This window comes from Streptococcus parasanguinis CC87K (assembly GCF_000507765.1).
Lineage (GTDB): Bacteria > Bacillota > Bacilli > Lactobacillales > Streptococcaceae > Streptococcus > Streptococcus parasanguinis_J.
On the sequence record NZ_KI669404.1, the window covers coordinates 34,133 to 54,884 of the forward strand.

Genomic DNA, 20,752 nt, shown 5'->3' on the forward strand with positions numbered 1-20,752 from the left:
ATGGCAAAAGAGTTAGTATTGGTCAGCCATGGTCGCTTTTGTGAAGAGCTCAAAGCGAGCACAGAGATGATTATGGGACCACAAGAATCCATCCATACGGTTGCACTCTTACCAGAAGAAGGACCAGAAGACTTTACTGCTAAATTCGAAGCAACAGTCCAAGGTCTAGAAGACTATATTGTATTTGCCGATCTCTTGGGAGGAACTCCTTGCAACACCGTGAGCCGCTTGATCCTTGAAGGACGTGCGATTGACTTATACGCAGGGATGAATCTTCCGATGGTTATCGAATTCATCAATAGTAGCCTGACTGGTAATGAAGGGGACTACCCTGAACGTGCAAAAGAAAGTATTGTCAAGGTCAATGACCTCTTGTCAAACCTTGATGATGATGAAGATGAGTAGGTTGGTATGGGAGTCTGGGAGCATCATCTCAGGCTCCTTTCCCATTTATCAACGTTAGATTGTAGAAAGGAACAACAGGTTCTATGTTAGACTATACAAAAGAAGACTTGCAGGAGCTAGGAGCAGAGATCACAACATGTGAGATTTACCAACAACCAAGTGTTTGGAAAGAAACGGCTCGCTTGTACCAAGAAAGAAAAGCGGAAATCAAAGCTTTCTTAGAAAAGATTGGGCAAGAGCATGACTATATCAAGGTCATCTTGACAGGGGCAGGAACCTCAGCATATGTGGGGGATACCTTGGTTCCTTACTTGCAGGAAGTGCACGATGAACGCCACTGGAATTTTCAATCCATTGCGACGACGGATATCGTAGCTCATCCTCAAACCTATTTGAAAAAAGAGGTTTCGACTGTTTTAGTATCTTTTGCCCGGAGTGGCAATTCGCCAGAAAGTGTCGCCACCGTGCAGTTGGCTCAAGACTTGGTTGATGAGCTCTATCAGATCACCATTACCTGTGCCGAAGAAGGAAAACTGGCCCAGCAAGCCCACGGAGATGAGCGCAATCTCTTGCTTCTCCAACCTAAAGAAACCAATGATGCCGGCTTTGCGATGACCTCTAGCTTTACCTCTATGCTTTTGACAGCTCTCTTGGTTTTTGATCCAAGTGAAGAAGAGATCAAGGAAAAACGAGTAGCAGAGCTGGTTGATCTATCTGAGCAAATCTTGGAGAAGGACCGTGCGGTCAAGGAAGTGGTCGATCTAGACTTTGAGCGCGTGATCTATCTGGGAGCAGGACCTTTCTTTGGCCTAGCCCATGAAGCCCAGCTCAAGATTTTGGAATTAACGGCAGGCAAAATCGCAACCATGTATGAGAGTCCTGTCGGATTCCGTCACGGTCCAAAATCCCTCATCAATGATCAGACCCTCATCTTGGTCTTTGGAGCCATTGATCCTTATACCCGTCAGTATGATCTGGACTTGGTTCGAGAAGTTGCAGGGGATCGGATTGCCCGTCAAGTTGTCCTCTTGACCGATCAAGCTGCAGGGATCGAGCATGTACGGGAAGTGTTGGTGAAAGCATCAGCAGACTCCCTAGATATCTACCGTGCCTTCCCATACATTATCTACGGTCAGTTGATTTCTCTCTTGACTTCGCTCAAGGTGCAAAATCGCCCAGACACGCCATCACCAACTGGTACTGTCAATCGGGTTGTTCAAGGGGTGATCATTCATCCATTTCATAAAGAATAACCACTAATTTTCTATAAAAAGTGGAGTGTTTCTTCTTGTGAAACTGATACAATGGAGAAAAACAGTGAGAGGAGAAGGTTTGTGAAACAGTATCAAGAAAGCGTGTTTGGGGAATGGCAGAATCAAGAGGTTCGGGCTTATCGCCTCGAAAATGACAAGGGTTACCAATTATCTGTCATGACCTATGGGGCGACGATCTTAGAATATGTGACGCCTGATAAAGAAGACCAGTTTACGAATATTATTCTAGGCTTTGATCGCTTTGAGGACTATGTGGGCAATAGCCCTAAATATGGGGCTAGTATTGGCCCGGTAGCGGGTCGGATTGCAGGCGCCAGTTTTGAACTCAATGGAGAGACCTATCACTTGGAAGTTAATAACGGTGCCAACTGCAACCACAGTGGGTCGACGGGTTGGGACAGCGCCTTGTTTAGCGTGGAGTCGGTAACGGATCAAGGAATCACTCTCTATACAGAACGGGCGGATGGGACAGGCGGTTTTCCTGGAAATCTCAAGATCTGGGTGACCTATGGTTTAACGGAAGATGGTGAATTCGAGATTGCTTATCGGGTAGAAACGGATCAAGACACCTTGGTCAACCCGACCAACCACAGCTATTTCAACCTATCAGGCAACTTCACTCAGCCAATTCATGACCATGTCTTTCAGATCAATCATAAAGGGCTTTACCCTATCCACCCAGATGGCGTCCCTCTTCAGACCGTAGATAGAGAAAGTCCAATCGTTCAGCATCTCTACCAAGCCATGCTCTTAGAGGATCTCTTTAAGGATTCAGATCCGCAAATCCGCCTGGTAGAAGGATTGGACCATCCTTTCGCTCTACCAGATGGACATGAAAATGCTGGCTTTCTTTACCATCAGCCGTCTGGGCGCTTTTTGACTTTCAAGTCAGAGGCTTCCGCCTTGGTGGTGTATTCTGCCAATTTCGTAGATGAAACCGTTCGTCTGCAAGGCCAACCAATGGTTCAGCACAATGGCTTGGCGCTCGAATTTCAAACAGTGCCAGATGCCATTCACAGTGACCAGGCTGAGAGGGTCATCCTGAGAGCAGGTCAAGTCTTTATCAGTAAGACTAGCTACCATGCCATCGTAAAAAAATAATAAGAAAAGGGGGAGTGGCCAAACAAGGATGTGAAATCTTTGCCTGAGACCTCCTCTTTTTCTCGAAAAAATTTTTTAGAAAAACTATAAGGAAAGTTTAAGCTTCCTATCGTATACTAATACCATCATCAAAGACCTCCTAACTTTGAATGATAAAACTCCTAAAACTTTTTCATAATAATCTCCCTATAAGAGCCACCAAAACCGGTGGCTTTTCTATATCTCTTAATGAGGTGAACTCAGAGAGTTCAGCCGAATTTAGAGATATTGATGCAGTTTGAGCGAAGCGAAAACTACGTTCCTTATTTTTTACAAACGTTAGCGAGTTTAGGTACGTTGACGCAGTTCGAACAGTAGTGAGAACTACGATCCTTAAAAAGAAACAAGTTATTTTAAGAGGAAAATCGGTTCCGAAAACCGACAATCAATAATTAGTAATATATCGAATAGAATATGATTTTAAATCATCAGAGACGTCATTTTTTGCTATAATAGACTGTATGAGTAGAATTTTAGACAATGAAATCATGGGCGACGAAGAGGCTGTTGAACGGACGCTGCGCCCGCAATATTTACATGAATATATTGGTCAGGATAAGGTCAAGGACCAGCTGAAAATCTTTATTGAGGCGGCTAAGCTTCGGGATGAAGCGCTGGATCATGTCCTTCTTTTTGGCCCTCCAGGCCTTGGGAAAACCACCATGGCTTTTGTCATTGCCAATGAACTGGGCGTCAATCTCAAGCAGACTTCGGGTCCTGTCATTGAAAAGGCTGGTGACTTGGTAGCCATTCTTAATGACCTAGAGCCGGGGGATGTTCTCTTTATTGATGAGATCCACCGTCTTCCTATGTCGGTTGAAGAAGTGCTTTACAGCGCCATGGAAGATTTTTATATCGACATTATGATTGGCGCTGGCGAGAGCAGCCGGAGTGTCCATCTGGACCTTCCTCCTTTCACTTTGATTGGGGCGACGACGCGAGCGGGTATGCTGTCCAATCCCTTGCGCGCTCGCTTTGGAATTACGGGGCATATGGAATACTACGAGCAAGATGATCTGACAGAGATTGTCGAGCGGACCGCCGAGATCTTTGAGATGGAGATCACCCACGAAGCTGCCGAAGAGCTTTCTCTTCGTAGTCGTGGGACTCCTCGGATTGCCAACCGTTTGCTCAAACGGGTGCGTGATTTTGCACAGATTATGGGCGATGGCTTGATTGATGACACCATTACCGACAAGGCCCTTTCCATGCTGGATGTGGATCATGAAGGGCTGGACTATGTCGATCAAAAGATCCTGCGCACTATGATTGAGATGTACGGAGGTGGCCCGGTCGGCCTTGGAACCCTATCGGTCAATATTGCTGAAGAGCGGGAGACTGTAGAAGATATGTATGAGCCTTACCTGATTCAAAAAGGCTTTATCATGCGGACGCGGACAGGGCGCGTGGCAACCCGCAAGGCCTATGAACACCTGGGTTATCCCTATAATGGAGACTAGAAGAAGATGCTGACGGAAGAAGCGATAGTAGAACAGATCCAAGCGGATCAAGAGATGATGGCCGTCTTGACTATTATTCGAGATCTCGACCTGGCAGATGCCTGGTTAGCAGCAGGCGCGGTGCGCAATTTCATCTGGAACCAGCTCTCTGGAAGACCTGAGTTTGATGGGACAACCGATATGGATCTAGTCTTTTATGACCCTGAGATCAGCTATGAGGAGACTCTGCAGATCGAGCAAGAATTAAAGAGGACCTATCCCCAGTACGCTTGGGAAGTCAAAAACCAAGTCTACATGCACCAACATAGCCCAGGGACAGCTCCCTACACTAGTTCTTGCGATGCGGTTTCCAAATACCCCGAGCAGTGTACGGCTCTTGCGGTTCGCTTAAGGAAAGACGATCTGCTAGAGCTCTTTCTCCCTTATGGGACAAGGGATATCGAAGACTTCATCGTTCAGCCGACTCCACATTTTTTAGCCAGTTCAGAGCGTTTAGCGGTTTATACAGAGCGTATGAAAAAGAAAAATTGGCAGAGTAAATGGCCTCCATTAGAGGTTCGTTTTCCAAAATAGAGAAACAGATCAGATTTGAAAAAGGAATCTGATTTTTCTTTAAAATGATGGAGCCACTTTGTCATCTTTCTGTCACATTTTTGTTATAATAGTAATAGTATGCTGGTTTTCCATAGTGGAAAGCCAAGAGCTCAGCTAGGTTGGGCAGTCCGAACAAGGAGTTAGGTGGAATCATGAAAAAAATCGTCTTTGTCTGCTTAGGAAATATTTGTCGGAGCCCCATGGCGGAGTTTGTCATGAAGGATTTGACAGATCAGTATGAGATTGAAAGCCGTGCCACCTCTAGCTGGGAACATGGCAATCCCATCCATCGGGGAACCCAGAGAATCTTTCAAAAATACCAGGTCCCTTATGATCCAGCCAAGACTTCTTTACAGATCAAAGAAGAGGATTTTTACAACTTTGATTTGATTCTAGGGATGGACGAAAATAATGTGGCAGATTTGAAGCAAATGGCTCCTGCGGGGACAGAGCACAAGATTCATCTTTTTGCTGCTGAAAGTGTGCCAGATCCGTGGTATACCGGTGATTTTGAGGAGACCTATTCCAGAGTCCTGAGCGGCTGTAAGGCCTGGTTGGATCAGCTAGCAACTTCCTAAGAGTTTGATATGTGAGAGAATACAGAATATGAAAGAATTTTATGAGACTTATAAGGTCTATCTAACACGAAAAAATTTAGAAATAGCAGCATTAGTCGTGATTATTCTATCTGCTTTGATGGTTTTCCTTTCAGCCATTCCAGGTCAGGGTGTTTTGACCTTGGATAAGGGGGCGATCCGTTACGACGGAAGTTTGGTCCGTGGCAAGATGAATGGCAAGGGAACCGTCACCTTTAAAAATGGGGATACCTATACAGGTAACCTCGTCAACGGCTCTTTTAGTGGCTATGGTAAGTTTAAGTCCAAGGATGGTTGGACCTATGAAGGGCAGTTTGTTAATGGCCAGCCGGAGGGCAAAGGCACCTTAACCACAGAAGCCAACGTCGTATACAAAGGAACATTCAAGCAGGGGATTTATCAAAATGCGCATTAAATGGTTTTCACTAGTCCGTGTTACAGGACTCTTATTGGTATTGCTTTACCATTTCTTCCAAAAGGCCTTTCCTGGAGGCTTCATTGGGGTAGATATTTTCTTCACCTTCTCAGGATTTTTGATTACAGCGCTCTTGATCGATGAATTTGCGCGCAAGCAAGGAATCGACTACCTGGCATTCTTGAAACGGCGCTTTTACCGGATCGTACCACCCCTTGTCTTTATGGTCTTGGTCGTGATGCCCTTTACCTTTATGGTCCAACGGGACTACGTGGCTGGTATTGGGACTCAGATTGCGGCGGTCTTCGGTTTTGTGACTAATTTCTTTGAGATGGCAACGGGTGGTAGTTACGAAAGTAACTTCATTCCGCATCTCTTCCTTCATACCTGGAGTTTGGCTCTAGAAGTGCATTACTATGTGCTCTGGGCACTTTTGGCATGGTTCTTGGCTAAGCGGGCTAAGACGGTTGGAAAGTACCGAGGCATGCTCTTCCTAGCATCCAGCGGGCTCTTTCTCTTCACCTTCTTGTCCATGTTCATCCGTGCCTTTCTGACAGCTAATTTCTCCACCATCTATTTTTCTAGCTTCACTCACATCTTCCCCTTCTTTGCGGGATCATGCCTAGCAACGGTGACAGGGATTGCCAATGTCAGTCCGAACTTTACAAAGCTGGTGCAGTCTTGGAGCATGAAAAAGACCTTGTCGGTCTTGGGTGGAAGCTTTGCCTTCTTGTTCGTGCTCAGTCTTTTCTTACCATTTGATAGCTTGTGGACCTATCTATTTGGCTTTTTAGCAGCGACAATCGCAGCTTGTGCCATGATTCTGTCGGCCCGCATTCTCCATGAAAAGACTCCAGATAAAAAAGAACCAGCCATCCTCAATTTCTTGGCAGATACCAGTTATGGTGTCTACCTTTTCCACTGGCCTTTCTTTATCATCTTCTCTCAACATTTGGGAAATATGATGGCAGCCCTTGTGACGACGATCGTTTCCTTGATTTTAACGGCTCTGTCTTTCTATATTTTGGAGCCAACCATTGCAGGCAAAGAGCCTCGTGTCTTTGGTATGAAGATGGATCTCAGTTTTTTGACCAAACCGATCTTTTACCTCATGATTCCTCTGGCTCTCTTGATGATTGGAATCTCTGCCTTTGCACCAACCGTCGGAGCTTTTGATGAGAGTTTGGTAGTGAGTGGGCTCAATCAAGCAGACAGCAAAATGCAGGTCACACGGACGCAAGTGGACAATGCGACTGCAACAGACTATAACGTCTCAAATGGTGTGACCATGATCGGTGATTCGGTTAACTTGCGAGCGCAGGACTACCTAACCAAAGCGATCCCGGGCATCCAGATCGATGCAGTGGTGAGCCGTCAGTTGGAAAATGGAATGAAGGTCTTTGAGACCGATATCTCCAATAAAGTTCTCCTAAAAAATGTGGTCATTGCCCTAGGAACCAATACTGTAAGCAACTACAAAGAATTGCTGGATCAGTATGTTGAGAAACTTCCAAAAGGCCGTCGCTTGATCCTTGTGACACCATATGATGGGCGCTATGCCAACGATCAGTCCAGTGAATCGGTTCAAACGCGTCTTTATGAGTTGGAACTAGCTAAGAAATACGACTTTATCACCATTGCGGACTGGTACCAAGTAGCAATTGAAAATCCAAACATTTGGGTGGGAACAGACTCTGTTCACTTCAATATGGAAACCAATGGTGGGGAACTCTATGCTCAAACAGTCAAAGAAGCCCTTGATAAGGCCGAAAAGGGTCCGGTCAAGAAGTAACAATGCTTCTCTGAAACTGAAACAAAACAAATCCTAACAAAATAAAACAAAAAGCAACTTTTTACTTGTAAAAAGCTGCTTTTTTTAGTAAGATTAAGAAAACGCTTACAAAAATCAATTGAAAATATCACTTTGTGAAGAAAAAAATTTTTTAATTATTTCTTCACAATTTTGCTAAAGAATTGCTTTCACAGCAATACGATTGATAAAGTTTTCACAAACTTCGAAAAATTCTTTGTGAAAGTTGCTTGGAAGTGTTTACAAAAATCTCAAAATAGAGTACAATTATATTGTGAAATAATTAACAAATCGAAATTTCTTACACTATTCTTGAAAATTTCCGAAAACATGAAAAAGTTCTAGAAAAGGATAAGGGTTTCAAACATTGGAGGAAAGCATCAAATGGCTGATAAAAAAACTCTCTCACCTGAAGAAAAGAAACTCGCTGCTGAAAAACACGTAGACGAGTTGGTGCAAAAAGCGCTGGTGGCGCTTGAAGAAATGCGCAAATTGAACCAGGAGCAAGTGGACTACATTGTAGCGAAAGCATCTGTAGCTGCTCTTGACGCACACGGTGAGCTTGCTCTTCATGCTTATGAAGAAACTGGTCGTGGGGTCTTTGAAGACAAGGCAACAAAAAACTTATTCGCTTGTGAACACGTTGTGAACAACATGCGTCACACCAAGACAGTTGGTGTCATTTCAGAAGATGACGTCACTGGTTTAACTCTGATTGCAGAGCCAGTCGGAGTTGTCTGCGGGATCACTCCTACAACCAACCCTACTTCAACAGCAATCTTTAAAGCCTTGATTTCATTGAAAACACGGAACCCTATCGTCTTTGCCTTCCACCCATCTGCTCAAGAATCATCTGCTCATGCGGCACAAATCGTACGCGATGCGGCAATTGCAGCTGGAGCACCTGAGAACTGTGTGCAATGGATTACCCAACCTTCTATGGAAGCAACTAGTGCCCTTATGAACCATGAAGGAGTTGCTACGATCCTTGCGACTGGTGGTAACGCCATGGTAAAAGCCGCTTATTCTTGTGGAAAACCAGCTCTTGGGGTCGGTGCCGGAAACGTACCTGCTTATGTTGAAAAATCAGCCAATATCCGCCAAGCAGCACACGATATCGTCATGTCTAAATCATTTGACAACGGTATGGTCTGTGCGTCTGAACAAGCGGTTATCATCGATAAAGAAATCTACGATGAGTTTGTTGAAGAATTCAAATCTTACCATACTTACTTTGTCAACAAAAAAGAAAAAGCCCTTCTTGAAGAGTTCTGCTTCGGCGTAAAAGCCAACAGCAAGAACTGCGCTGGTGCGAAATTAAATGCGGACATCGTTGGGAAACCAGCAGCATGGATCGCTGAACAAGCTGGCTTCTCTGTACCAGAAGGAACCAATATCCTTGCGGCAGAATGTAAAGAAGTTGGTGAAAAAGAACCGTTGACTCGTGAAAAATTGTCACCAGTCATCGCTGTTTTGAAATCTGAAAGCCGTGAAGACGGAATTAACAAAGCTCGCCAAATGGTTGAATTCAACGGTCTTGGCCACTCAGCAGCCATCCATACTGCTGATGAAGAATTGACCAAAGAATTTGGTAAAGCAGTTAAAGCCATTCGTGTGATCTGCAACTCTCCTTCGACTTTCGGTGGTATCGGGGATGTTTACAATGCCTTCTTGCCATCATTGACACTTGGATGTGGTTCTTACGGACGCAACTCTGTTGGGGACAACGTTAGTGCCATCAACCTCTTGAATATCAAAAAAGTCGGACGCCGGAGAAATAACATGCAATGGATGAAACTTCCTTCAAAAACATACTTTGAACGTGATTCAATTGAATACCTACAAAAATGTCGTGACGTTGAACGTGTCATGATCGTTACAGACCACGCTATGGTAGAGCTTGGTTTCCTTGATCGTATCATCGAACAGCTTGACCTTCGTCGCAACAAGGTGGTTTACCAAATCTTTGCAGATGTAGAACCAGATCCAGATATCACAACTGTTGAACGTGGTACAGAGATCATGCGTGCCTTCAAACCAGATACTATCATTGCTCTGGGTGGTGGGTCACCAATGGATGCGGCCAAAGTTATGTGGCTTTTCTACGAACAACCAGAAGTGGACTTCCGTGACTTGGTTCAAAAATTCATGGATATCCGTAAACGTGCCTTCAAGTTCCCATTGCTTGGTAAGAAGACGAAATTCATCGCCATCCCAACAACATCTGGTACAGGATCTGAAGTAACTCCATTTGCCGTTATCTCTGATAAAGCAAACAACCGTAAATACCCAATCGCAGACTACTCATTGACTCCAACAGTAGCCATCGTAGACCCTGCCTTGGTATTGACAGTTCCTGGATCTGTTGCAGCAGACACTGGTATGGACGTCTTGACGCACGCGACAGAAGCTTACGTATCACAAATGGCTAGCGACTTCACAGATGGTCTTGCTCTTCAAGCCATTAAACTTGTCTTCGAAAACTTGGAAAGCTCAGTGAAGAACGCGGACTTCCATTCACGCGAAAAGATGCACAATGCGTCAACGATCGCAGGTATGGCCTTCGCCAATGCCTTCCTCGGTATTTCTCACTCAATGGCCCACAAGATCGGTGCGCAATTCCACACCATTCACGGACGGACCAATGCGATCTTACTTCCATACGTTATCCGTTACAACGGTACACGTCCAGCCAAGACAGCTACATGGCCTAAGTACAACTACTACCGTGCAGATGAAAAATACCAAGATATCGCTCGTATGTTAGGACTTCCATGCTCTACACCAGAAGAAGCCGTTGATGCTTACGCAAAAGCTGTATACGAACTCGGTGAACGCTGTGGTATCGAAATGAACTTCAAAGCACAAGGCATCGATGAAAAAGAATGGAAGAAACATTCTCGTGAATTGGCCTTCCTTGCTTACGAAGATCAATGTTCACCAGCTAATCCACGTCTTCCAATGGTAGACCATATGCAAGAAATCATCGAAGATGCTTACTATGGTTACAAGGAACGTCCAGGACGTCGTAAATAAGACGCCAAGGAACAACTGATGTTTATCAGCTATCCCTCACTCGTAAAAGTGGGGGATTTTTGCTATTTGGGTCCAAAACTCGTTTTTTCATAAAAAATTAGACTTTTTTTCAAAAATTGTGTTATTTTTATAGCATTCCGAGCTATTTTATGTTACCCTATAGTGTATGAATCTGCCTGTAGCTGAAGGGTTATGATCCTTTTTCAGTTATAGGAAACGAAAAAATAAATCCAAGAAAGGAGGCCATCTCAAATGGAGTTAGAAGGTGACGTGCAAGGAAGACAAGATCAGGCACAGAAAATTATTGAAATGCCCCAACGAGATCGGGCAACGTCCGCTTCAGAAAATCAGCCATCATCTGCTTCGGTGGTCTCCATGTATGGGCAGGAAAAGCCCAGCATTCCGAGTCTCCATCAGCAATTGGCAGGGGCATCTGGTACCCAGACCATTCGATTACGAGAGGAATTGGTACTGGCAGTAGCACAAAATGCTTCAGCGCAAGCGACGGTCTTTGAGGCCGAGCTCAAAGACCAGCTAGAAGTGGCCAAGGAGACGGTTTCTCATAAGGTCGCTGAGGTGTCTCAAATGGCCCACAGCATGGCCCAATTTTTGACAGACGCAGAAGTGGAGCAACTATTAGGAGAGTTCTCCATGGATACTTGCTGGGACCAAGCGGTCGAGGCGGAAAACCTGGCCCAAGCAAAGGCCTACTCGACACGTCTGTCAGATTTGGCAGGGCAACTGGAGGCTGCATCAGCCCAATTGGTAGACTTGGACAAGGGACAAGCAGCGGCCTTTGATTTTCATAAGTAGGAGAAAAAGATGTTAGAGATCCTGGGAGAGGATAGAGAACGTATTGAGGAGCTCCATCGAGAGATTAAAAAGGAGCAAGAGCGGATTGCAATTCGGAGTTTGATTGCAACGCAAAAAGCTTTGATGATGTTGGAAGGGATGAGTTTGCAGGTGACTTTGAGCGGTCAATCCGAAAAAATGCGCTCTTTTGCTACAACAACTCTAGTTAATGATTTGAAAGATGGATTTACAGGAGGAGCAGCGGACGCGGCAGAAGCAGCACTGAAATCAGTGAAAAAGCCGATTTTATTGAGTCCGATTAAAGGAGGTATGTGATGTACCATTCAGGAAATAGTGAATTAGAACAACTAGAAGATCGACATTACCGCTTCAACCAGAAACTGAGCGAGTTGGAGTGGGATTATGCGGATATGCGTATGGATGTCCGCCAACATACAGAAAATTTAGTAGACTGGCTGAGTGCCCTGCATTTTCAAGCCCCAAGTGCGGAGGCTCAAAGTGGCTTGGAGCGTTTATTTGCCTTGCAAGAAGAGTTTGAGGCAGAACTCAAGCGCTATGAAGAGCGTTTAGAAGAAGAGCGTGAGCGCGAGCAGCAAGAGTACTATAAGCAGCGCCAACAATTAGAACAAGGTGATTGAAACATTCCTCTGGTAGAGATAAGAGGAATGTTTTTGTTTGCTCAAAAAACTTTTAAAAATGTGCTCATAAATTCTTGTAAGCGTTTACTTAATATGTTATAATATTCACAAAGAAACGAAAATAAAATGGTTTTATCAAACCAACAAAGAAAAGGAGTCGCTTATGAAAGCTGCAACCTATGTCTCTGCAGGCAATCTGCAACTGATTGACCAACCAAAACCAGTGATCAAAAACCCAACGGATGCCATTGTGCGTGTCTTGAAGACAACCATCTGTGGGACAGACCTTCATATCCTAGGAGGAGATGTTCCAGCTTGTAAAGAAGGCACGATTTTAGGTCACGAAGGAATTGGGATTGTTGAAGAAGTCGGTGATGCGGTTACCAACTTCAAGGTGGGCGACAAGGTCATTATCTCTTGTGTCACAGCTTGTAACACCTGCTACTACTGTAAACGTAGTCTTCCTTCTCACTGTGAAGATGGTGGTTGGATTTTGGGTCACTTGATCAACGGAACCCAAGCAGAGTATGTCCATATTCCACATGCGGATGGCAGTCTTTATCATGCGCCTGAAACGGTGGATGACGAAGCCTTGGTCATGCTCTCAGACATTCTCCCAACCTCTTATGAAATTGGGGTCCTCCCATCTCATGTGAAACCAGGGGACAATGTCTGTATCGTTGGAGCTGGTCCGATTGGCCTTGCGGCTCTTTTGACCGTTCAATTCTTCTCACCAGCTACGATTATCATGGTGGATTTATCTGAATCTCGTCTTGAAGCAGCTAAGAAATTTGGGGCAACTCACACCATCTGCTCCAGCGATATTGCGGAAATCAAGGCCTTTATCAATGAAGTGACGGATGGCCGTGGGGTTGATATTTCTATGGAATGTGTGGGTTATCCTGCTACCTTTGATGTCTGCCAAAACGTCATCTCTGTCGGTGGTCATATTGCCAATGTCGGTGTTCACGGAAAACCGGTTAGCTTCAATTTGGACGAATTGTGGATCAAGAACATTACCCTTAACACCGGTCTTGTCAACGCCAATACCACTGAAATGTTGCTCAATGTCTTGAAATCAGGCAAGATCGATGCAACCAAGCTTATCACCCATCACTTCAAACTCTCAGAAGTTGAAAAAGCCTATGATGTCTTTAAACACGCGGGTGAAAACCACGCACTCAAGGTCATTATCGAAAATGATATCAGTAAATGAAGTGGCAACTAATATTTGTTCATAGTTTTTTTAGATGGACCAGAGAAATTCTGGTCCTATTTTCAACCCCAAATAGCCGATGATTCCTTGCAAAATAAATTTGATGTCTTATAATATAAGTGCAGAAAACGATTACATAAAGAGAAAGGTGTGATCTTATGAAACGGTTTCGTTATCATCATGAATTCTGGATGGACTTCCATTTCTGGATCTTGGTCTTGCTTTTAGCGGCTGTAGCTTTGATGATGCAGGCTCCGCTTTCGGTAGTTAGCCTAGCTTATCTTGCTTTTGTTGGGATTTTGATTCTGTTGCAGGTCTTTCAACCGCCTGTATCGACACGTCAGTACCCTGAAGGAAGCTACCACTTCAATTGGAACTTCTACCGGGATATCAGACTGTATATCGATCTCTTTGTCTTAGCTGGTCTCTTGGCAGGCCCGATCGCTTCATCGGATATGGTCTATTGGATCTTGCTTGGAGCCGTCGTCGGCTCTATTGGCTTTGTATTTGTCGTAAAGGAAAAAGCGACTCAAAAGATGGCTTAGGGAATCACCATGTCCTAGATCTCTGAAACTAGTTTCAGAGATCTTTTTATTTTCCCATAAAATGTGAAACTATAATCCAATTGCACGATTAATATTGTAAGCGCTTTAAAAATAGATTATAATCAATTTACAAGTACTCGAGTTGCCTTATTATCAAAGGAGAAGGAGTTATGTCAAAGATTACAAAAGATGAACTGATTGAACAAATCAAAGACGGCATCATTGTTTCTTGTCAAGCTCTCCCTCATGAACCGCTCTATACAGAAGCAGGAGGAGTCATTCCTCTCTTGGTCAAAGCGGCTGAGCAGGGTGGAGCTGTCGGAATCCGAGCCAATAGTGTCCGGGATATCAAGGAAATCAAGGAAGTGACCAAGTTACCGATCATTGGGATTATCAAACGCGATTACCCACCTGAAGAACCCTTTATCACGGCTACTATGAAAGAAGTCGATGAGTTGGCAGCTTTGGATATCGCGGTCATTGCGCTTGATTGTACCAAACGTCCACGTCATGATGGACTTTCGATTAGTGACTTTATCCATCAAGTCAAAGAGAAATATCCAGACCAACTCTTGATGGCTGATACCTCTACTCTGGAAGAAGGATTGACAGCTGTCGAAGCGGGAGTAGACTTTGTCGGAACGACCCTTTCGGGCTATACGGACTACAGTCCGAAGGTTGATGGGCCAGATTTTGAACTGATCCATAGCCTCTGTCAAGCAGGAGTGGATGTCATCGCAGAAGGCAAGATCCACTATCCTGATCAGGCCAAGAAAATCCATGACCTTGGGGTTCGCGGGATCGTTGTAGGTGGCGCCATTACCCGACCGAAAGAGATCACCGAGCGCTTTGTCGCAGCCTTAAAATGAGAAAACAAAACAGTAGATTGAAGGAGGAGGAGACCCAATAGAGAGTAGTCGAATTCATTTAATGAGAATGTTTCAGTGAAGGGATAACGATGTAGATTTCAAGAAGGAAGTCATATTTGCTTAACTTTCTGTAACATAAATCTAGTGTTAAAGGAGAAATAGATGATATTTGATGATTTAACAAACATAAAATTGTACAAAGGGATTCATCCTAATCTGGATCAAGCGATTGATTTTCTCTATGAACACCGGAAAGATTCTTTTGAGCTAGGGAGATATGATATCGACGGTGACAAGGTCTTTCTCGTTGTTCAAGAAAACACCCTTAACAAAGATGAAAATAATCGCTTTGAACATCATCGCCGTTATGCCGACCTTCATTTATTAGTTGAAGGGCATGAATTCTCTAGCTACGGTTCCCGTATCCTAGATGAAGCTATTCCATTTGATGAAGCAAGTGATATTGGCTTTGTTCATTGTGAGAAATTCTATCCACTTCATTTGGGCTATCATAATTTTGCAGTCTTCTTCCCTGGTGAACCTCACCAACCAAATGGTTATTCAGGTCAGGAAGAAACAGTCAGAAAATATTTATTCAAAATTGCGATTGATTAGATGTCTTAAATAGAAAATGGAGGAGATAGGCAATATAGTTAGTTTTTTCGGAGAAGTTAAGTCTTCAAAGCGCTGATTACATATTTTGTATTTAAAACAGAAAGAGGAAAACAATGAAAAATAGTAAGAAAATTCTTTTCGCTTTGGTTCTCGCGTTATTCGCATTGTTTGTCACTGCATGTTCATCTTCAAAAAATGATGCAGAAGGAAGTAATAAAACTGGAGAATTATCTGGTGAAATTGTAATGTGGCACTCATTTACTCAGGGGCCTCGGTTAGAAAGTATTCAAAAATCAGCTGATGAGTTCATGAAGAAGCATCCAAAAGTTAAAATCAAGATTGAGACATTTTCATGGAATGACTTCTATACAAAATGGACGACTGGATTAGCAAATGGCAATGTTCCAGATATTAGTACAGCTTTGCCAAACCAAGTTATGGAAATGGTAAATTCAGATGCCTTAGTTCCATTGAATGATACCGTTAAGAAAATCGGAGAAGATAAATTTAATAAAACAGCATTAGATGAAGCGAAGGTTGATGGCAATTTTTATTCTGTTCCTTTGTATTCACATGCTCAAGTCATGTGGGTTCGCACTGATTTATTGAAACAATATAATATTGAAGTTCCAAAAACATGGGACCAGTTGTATGAAGCTTCAAAAAAATTAAAAGAAAATGGAGTTTATGGATTGTCTGTTCCTTTTGGGACAAATGACCTGATGGGTACACGCTTCTTAAATTTCTACGTACGAAGCGGTGGCGGAAGTCTGTTGACAAAAGATTTGAAAGCTAACTTGACAAGCAAGCTGGCCCAAGATGGAATTAAATATTGGGTGAAGATGTACAAGGAATTTTCTCCTAAAGATTCATTGAACTTTAATGTCTTGCAGCAAGCTACTTTGTTCTATCAAGGAAAGACAGCCTTTGACTTTAACTCAGGTTTCCATGTAGGTGGTATTCAAGCAAATAGCCCTCAATTGATTGATGCAATTGACGCCTATCCGATTCCAAAAGTAAAAGAATCAGATAAAGATTATGGTATTGAAACTTCTAATATTCCATTGGTAGTTTGGAAGAATTCCAAACATCCAGAAGTAGCGAAAGCATTCTTAGAATCTTTGTATGAAAAGAAAGATTATATTAGCTTCTTAGATTCAACTCCTGTTGGAATGTTGCCTGCCATCAAAGGAATTAGTGATGATCCAGCCTATAAAGATAATGACGTTCGCAAGAAATTCCAACATGCAGAAGAAGTTATTACAAAAGCAGCAGAAAAAGGTACAGCTATTGGATATGAAAATGGTCCAAGTGTTCAAGCTGGAATGTTAACAAACCAACATATCATTGAACAAATGTTCCAAGATATTATTACAAATGGTAAAGATCCAATGGAGGCTGCTAAGGATGCAGAAAAACAATTGAACGATTTATTCGAAACTGTAGCAGTTGATGTTAAATAATAATAGCAGAGGCTACAATAATGTAGCCTCTGTTTTTAGAGAGGAAAAAGCATATGGTCAAAAATAGAAATTTGACTCGATGGGTGTTTGTGTTACCTGCTATTATCATTGTTGGACTATTATTTGTTTACCCATTTTTCTCCAGCATTTATTTTAGCTTTACAAACAAACATTTGATCATGCCGCGGTATAAATTTGTAGGATTAGCAAATTATAAAGCAGTTTTATCGGATCCTAATTTCTACAATGCCTTCTTCAACTCCCTTAAATGGACAGTCTTTTCTCTTGTGGGACAAGTGCTTGTTGGTTTTGTGTTAGCACTTGCATTGCACAGAGTTAGACGTTTTAAGAAGTTATATAGAACATTGTTGATTGTTCCTTGGGCCTTCCCAACAATTGTTATTGCCTTTTCTTGGCAATGGATTTTAAACGGGGTATATGGTTATCTACCTAACTTGATTGTGAAATTGGGACTGATGAATCATGTTCCTGGATTTTTGACAGAAAGTACCTGGGCCTTTATCTGTTTAGTATTTATTAATATTTGGTTTGGTGCCCCTATGATCATGGTCAATGTTCTATCTGCCTTACAAACGGTTCCGGAGGAACAGTTTGAAGCCGCTAGGATTGATGGAGCTTCCAGTTGGCAAGTTTTTAGATTTGTTATTTTACCTCACATTAAAGTAGTAGTCGGATTACTTGTTGTACTGAGAACAGTATGGATCTTTAATAACTTTGATATTATTTATCTGATTACTGGTGGTGGCCCTTCAAACGCAACAACAACATTGCCAATATTTGCATATAATCTCGGTTGGGGAACAAAACTTCTTGGGCGTGCCTCAGCGGTAACAGTCTTGCTATTTATTTTCTTATTGGCAGTATGTTTCATTTACTTTGGAGTAATTAGTAAATGGGAGAAGGAGGGTAGAAAATGATGAAGAGAAGAACAAATGTACTCCTTGATATTGGGTCACATGTTGTTTTAGTTATTTCAACTATTATCGCAATTTTTCCTTTAATTTGGATCCTTCTATCTTCTGTAAAAGGAAAAGGTGAATTAACCCAGTTTCCAACAAGATTTTGGCCTAAACAGTTTACTCTCGATTATTTTACGCATGTTATTAATGACCTACATTTTATAAATAATATAAAAAATAGCTTATTAATCGCATTAACGACAACTGTCATCGCTATTATTATTTCTGCAATGGCTGCTTACGGTATTGTTCGCTTCTTTCCAAAATTAGGGGCGATCATGTCTCGGTTGCTAGTCATTACCTATATCTTCCCTCCGATCTTGTTGGCAATTCCTTATTCTATTGCTATTGCAAAAGTTGGATTAACCAATAGTTTAATTGGTTTAATGATTGTTTATCTTTCATTTAGTGTCCCTTATGCAGTGTGGTTGTTAGTAGGATTCTTCCAAACCGTTCCAATTGGAATCGAGGAAGCAGCAAAAATAGATGGCGCGAATAAATTTGTTACCTTCTATAAAGTGGTGTTGCCAATTGTTGCACCAGGTATTGTTGCTACAGCGATCTATACCTTTATCAATGCATGGAATGAATTCCTTTACGCACTGATCTTGATCAACGATACAAGCAAGATGACGGTTGCAGTAGCTTTGCGTTCATTAAACGGTTCGGAAATACTGGATTGGGGAGATATGATGGCGGCATCTGTAATTGTGGTATTGCCTTCAATCATCTTCTTCTCAATTATCCAAAACAAAATCGCAAGTGGTCTTTCTGAAGGATCCGTAAAATAGTAAAAATAGAAACAGGAGAAAAACAATGGTTGTAAATTATGGTGTTGTTGGCACAGGATACTTTGGTGCTGAATTGGCAAGATATATGAAAGAAAATGACGGAGCAGTAATTACAGTTGTGTATGATCCAGAAAATGCAGAAGCTGTAGCAGAAGAATTAGGTGCCCGAGTGGCTTCATCACTCGATGAATTGGTTCAAAGTGATGATGTGGACTGTGTGATTGTTGCTTCTCCTAATAATCTGCATAAAGAACCCGTTATTAAAGCTGCTCAGAATGGAAAAAATGTTTTTTGTGAAAAACCGATTGCCCTATCATATGAAGATTGTAAAGAGATGGTAGAAGCATGTAAAGAAAATGGTGTGATTTTCATGGCTGGTCATATTATGAATTTCTTTAATGGTGTTCATCATGCTAAAGAATTGATCAACCAAGGAGTTGTTGGAGATGTTTTGTACTGTCATACAGCTAGAAATGGCTGGGAAGAACAACAACCATCCATTTCATGGAAAAAAATTCGTGAAAAGTCAGGAGGACATCTTTACCACCATATTCATGAGTTGGATTGCGTTCAATTTTTAATGGGAGGGATTCCTGAAACAGTTACGATGACAGGCGGAAATGTTGCTCACCAAGGAGAAAACTTTGGCGATGAAGATGATATGATTTTTGTCAATATGGAATTCCCTGGTAAGCGATTTGCTTTGCTTGAATGGGGCTCAGCCTATCGTTGGGGAGAACACTATGTTCTGATTCAGGGGACGAAGGGTGCTATAAAATTAGACCTATTTAATTGTAAAGGTACTCTGAAAGTAGATGGAAAAGAATCATATTTCTTAATTCATGAATCTCAGGAAGAAGATGATGACCGTACAAGAATTTATCATAGCACGGAGATGGATGGTGCCATTGCCTATGGTAAACCAGGGAAACGAACTCCATTGTGGCTTTCATCTGTTATTGATAAAGAAATGAAATACCTTCATGACATAATGAATGGTGCTCCTGTATCAAAAGAATTTGAAAAACTATTAACCGGAGAAGCGGCGCTAGAAGCAATTGCATCTGCTGATGCTTGTACTCGTTCGATTAATGAGGACCGAAAAGTTAAATTATCAGAGATCATGGGTTAATAACATTACTGATACGACAAAAGGAGAAAAAATGTCAGATTTAAAAAAATATGAAGGAGTCATCCCTGCTTTTTACGCTTGCTATGATGACCAAGGAGAAATTAGCCCGGAGCGGGTGCGAGCGCTGGTAGAATATTTTATCGCGAAAGGTGTGCAGGGCTTGTATGTCAACGGATCCTCCGGCGAATGTATTTACCAGAGCGTGGCCGATCGCAAGCTAGTCTTGGAAGAAGTCATGGCAGTGGCTAAAGGAAAATTGACCATCATCGCTCACGTAGCCTGCAACAATACCAAGGATAGCGTGGAATTGGCACGACATGCAGAAGACCTAGGAGTAGATGCCATTGCGGCCATTCCGCCGATTTACTTCCGCTTGCCAGAGTATAGTGTAGCCCACTATTGGAATGAAATCAGCGCAGCAGCGCCAAACACAAACTTTGTTATCTACAATATCCCGCAATTGGCAGGGGTGGCTTTGACACCGAGTCTTTATAAAGAAATGTTGAAAAACCCACGGGTCATTGGGGTGAAAAACTCTTCGATGCCTGTGCAGGATATTCAAACCTTTGCTTCTTTAGGTGGTGAAGACCACATCGTCTTTAATGGTCCAGATGAGCAATTCTTAGGTGGCCGTCTGATGGGAGCAGGAGCTGGTATTGGAGGTACCTATGGTGCTATGCCAGAGCTCTTCTTGAAACTCAATCAGCTGATTGCTGAGAAAGACTTGGAGACTGCGCGTGACTTGCAGTTTGCCATCAATGACATTATCGGAGTCTTGACGTCTGCTCATGGAAACATGTATGGAGTCATCAAGGAAGTATTGCGGATCAACGAAGGGTTGGAATTAGGATCTGTTCGTTCCCCTTTGACGGCAGTAGTAGAAGCGGATCAAGAAGTGATCCAACGTGCTGCTCAACTCATTAAGGACACAAAAGACAGATTCCTTTGATCAAAGGAGGT

Annotated in this window: 21 protein-coding genes; all 21 read left to right on the forward strand. The window is 42.7% G+C overall.

Annotation, left to right across the window (positions count from 1 at the left end; translation table 11 throughout):
• Positions 1-405 carry a PTS sugar transporter subunit IIA gene (locus tag HMPREF1195_RS09430; RefSeq protein WP_003002366.1) on the forward strand — a complete coding sequence of 135 codons (405 nt, stop codon included), beginning with the start codon at positions 1-3 and terminating at the stop codon, positions 403-405.
• 83 nt (positions 406-488) lie between these two features.
• The gene (locus HMPREF1195_RS09435; protein WP_023920058.1) at positions 489-1,658 is read left to right on the forward strand and encodes an SIS domain-containing protein; all 1,170 of its coding nucleotides are present in this window, start codon (positions 489-491) and stop codon (positions 1,656-1,658) included.
• A gap of 81 nt (positions 1,659-1,739) precedes the next feature.
• The gene (locus tag HMPREF1195_RS09440; RefSeq protein WP_023920060.1) at positions 1,740-2,780 is read left to right on the forward strand and encodes an aldose epimerase family protein; all 1,041 of its coding nucleotides are present in this window, start codon (positions 1,740-1,742) and stop codon (positions 2,778-2,780) included.
• 500 nt (positions 2,781-3,280) lie between these two features.
• On the forward strand, positions 3,281-4,279 hold the full coding sequence (ruvB, locus tag HMPREF1195_RS09445; protein ID WP_021154208.1) for a Holliday junction branch migration DNA helicase RuvB: 999 nt from the start codon (positions 3,281-3,283) through the stop codon (positions 4,277-4,279).
• A 6-nt stretch (positions 4,280-4,285) separates the two neighbouring features.
• Positions 4,286-4,852 (forward strand): nucleotidyltransferase family protein, encoded by a 567-nt coding sequence (locus HMPREF1195_RS09450; RefSeq protein WP_023920062.1) that lies wholly within the window; start codon positions 4,286-4,288, stop codon positions 4,850-4,852.
• A gap of 173 nt (positions 4,853-5,025) precedes the next feature.
• A complete protein-coding gene (locus HMPREF1195_RS09455; RefSeq protein WP_023920064.1) occupies positions 5,026-5,451 on the forward strand; it encodes a low molecular weight protein-tyrosine-phosphatase in 426 nt (141 codons plus the stop codon).
• 28 nt (positions 5,452-5,479) lie between these two features.
• Positions 5,480-5,884: an MORN repeat-containing protein gene (locus HMPREF1195_RS09460; RefSeq protein WP_004219557.1), complete on the forward strand. Its 405-nt coding sequence runs from the start codon at positions 5,480-5,482 to the stop codon at positions 5,882-5,884.
• Positions 5,874-7,676, forward strand: coding sequence for an acyltransferase family protein (locus tag HMPREF1195_RS09465; protein ID WP_023920066.1), 1,803 nt, complete (start codon positions 5,874-5,876; stop codon positions 7,674-7,676). Before HMPREF1195_RS09460 ends, HMPREF1195_RS09465 begins: the two co-directional genes overlap by 11 nt.
• Positions 7,677-8,078: 402 nt before the next feature.
• Positions 8,079-10,730: a bifunctional acetaldehyde-CoA/alcohol dehydrogenase gene (gene adhE, locus HMPREF1195_RS09470; protein ID WP_023920068.1), complete on the forward strand. Its 2,652-nt coding sequence runs from the start codon at positions 8,079-8,081 to the stop codon at positions 10,728-10,730.
• Positions 10,731-10,982: 252 nt separating this feature from the next.
• On the forward strand, positions 10,983-11,543 hold the full coding sequence (locus HMPREF1195_RS09475; RefSeq protein WP_023920070.1) for a hypothetical protein: 561 nt from the start codon (positions 10,983-10,985) through the stop codon (positions 11,541-11,543).
• Positions 11,544-11,552: 9 nt separating this feature from the next.
• Positions 11,553-11,858, forward strand: coding sequence for a hypothetical protein (locus HMPREF1195_RS09480; protein ID WP_023920072.1), 306 nt, complete (start codon positions 11,553-11,555; stop codon positions 11,856-11,858).
• Positions 11,858-12,181 carry a hypothetical protein gene (locus HMPREF1195_RS09485; protein WP_003009394.1) on the forward strand — a complete coding sequence of 108 codons (324 nt, stop codon included), beginning with the start codon at positions 11,858-11,860 and terminating at the stop codon, positions 12,179-12,181. Before HMPREF1195_RS09480 ends, HMPREF1195_RS09485 begins: the two co-directional genes overlap by 1 nt.
• 163 nt (positions 12,182-12,344) lie before the next feature.
• Positions 12,345-13,397 carry a zinc-dependent alcohol dehydrogenase family protein gene (locus tag HMPREF1195_RS09490; protein WP_023920074.1) on the forward strand — a complete coding sequence of 351 codons (1,053 nt, stop codon included), beginning with the start codon at positions 12,345-12,347 and terminating at the stop codon, positions 13,395-13,397.
• Positions 13,398-13,555: 158 nt separating this feature from the next.
• The gene (locus HMPREF1195_RS09495) at positions 13,556-13,942 is read left to right on the forward strand and encodes a hypothetical protein (protein WP_023920076.1); all 387 of its coding nucleotides are present in this window, start codon (positions 13,556-13,558) and stop codon (positions 13,940-13,942) included.
• A 170-nt stretch (positions 13,943-14,112) separates the two neighbouring features.
• Entirely contained in the window at positions 14,113-14,811 is a 699-nt protein-coding gene (locus HMPREF1195_RS09500; protein ID WP_009731987.1) for an N-acetylmannosamine-6-phosphate 2-epimerase, read from the forward strand.
• A gap of 162 nt (positions 14,812-14,973) precedes the next feature.
• A complete protein-coding gene (locus tag HMPREF1195_RS09505; RefSeq protein ID WP_023920078.1) occupies positions 14,974-15,426 on the forward strand; it encodes a NanQ anomerase/TabA/YiaL family protein in 453 nt (150 codons plus the stop codon).
• Positions 15,427-15,539: 113 nt separating this feature from the next.
• A complete protein-coding gene (locus tag HMPREF1195_RS09510; protein WP_023920080.1) occupies positions 15,540-16,889 on the forward strand; it encodes an ABC transporter substrate-binding protein in 1,350 nt (449 codons plus the stop codon).
• 53 nt (positions 16,890-16,942) lie between these two features.
• The gene (locus HMPREF1195_RS09515; RefSeq protein ID WP_023920083.1) at positions 16,943-17,827 is read left to right on the forward strand and encodes a carbohydrate ABC transporter permease; all 885 of its coding nucleotides are present in this window, start codon (positions 16,943-16,945) and stop codon (positions 17,825-17,827) included.
• Positions 17,827-18,660, forward strand: a complete 834-nt coding sequence (locus tag HMPREF1195_RS09520; protein WP_037599884.1) for a carbohydrate ABC transporter permease — start codon at positions 17,827-17,829, stop codon at positions 18,658-18,660. Before HMPREF1195_RS09515 ends, HMPREF1195_RS09520 begins: the two co-directional genes overlap by 1 nt.
• A 25-nt stretch (positions 18,661-18,685) precedes the next feature.
• Positions 18,686-19,792, forward strand: coding sequence for a Gfo/Idh/MocA family protein (locus HMPREF1195_RS09525; RefSeq protein ID WP_023920087.1), 1,107 nt, complete (start codon positions 18,686-18,688; stop codon positions 19,790-19,792).
• A gap of 31 nt (positions 19,793-19,823) precedes the next feature.
• Entirely contained in the window at positions 19,824-20,741 is a 918-nt protein-coding gene (locus tag HMPREF1195_RS09530; protein WP_023920089.1) for a dihydrodipicolinate synthase family protein, read from the forward strand.
• Positions 20,742-20,752: the final 11 nt, after the last annotated feature.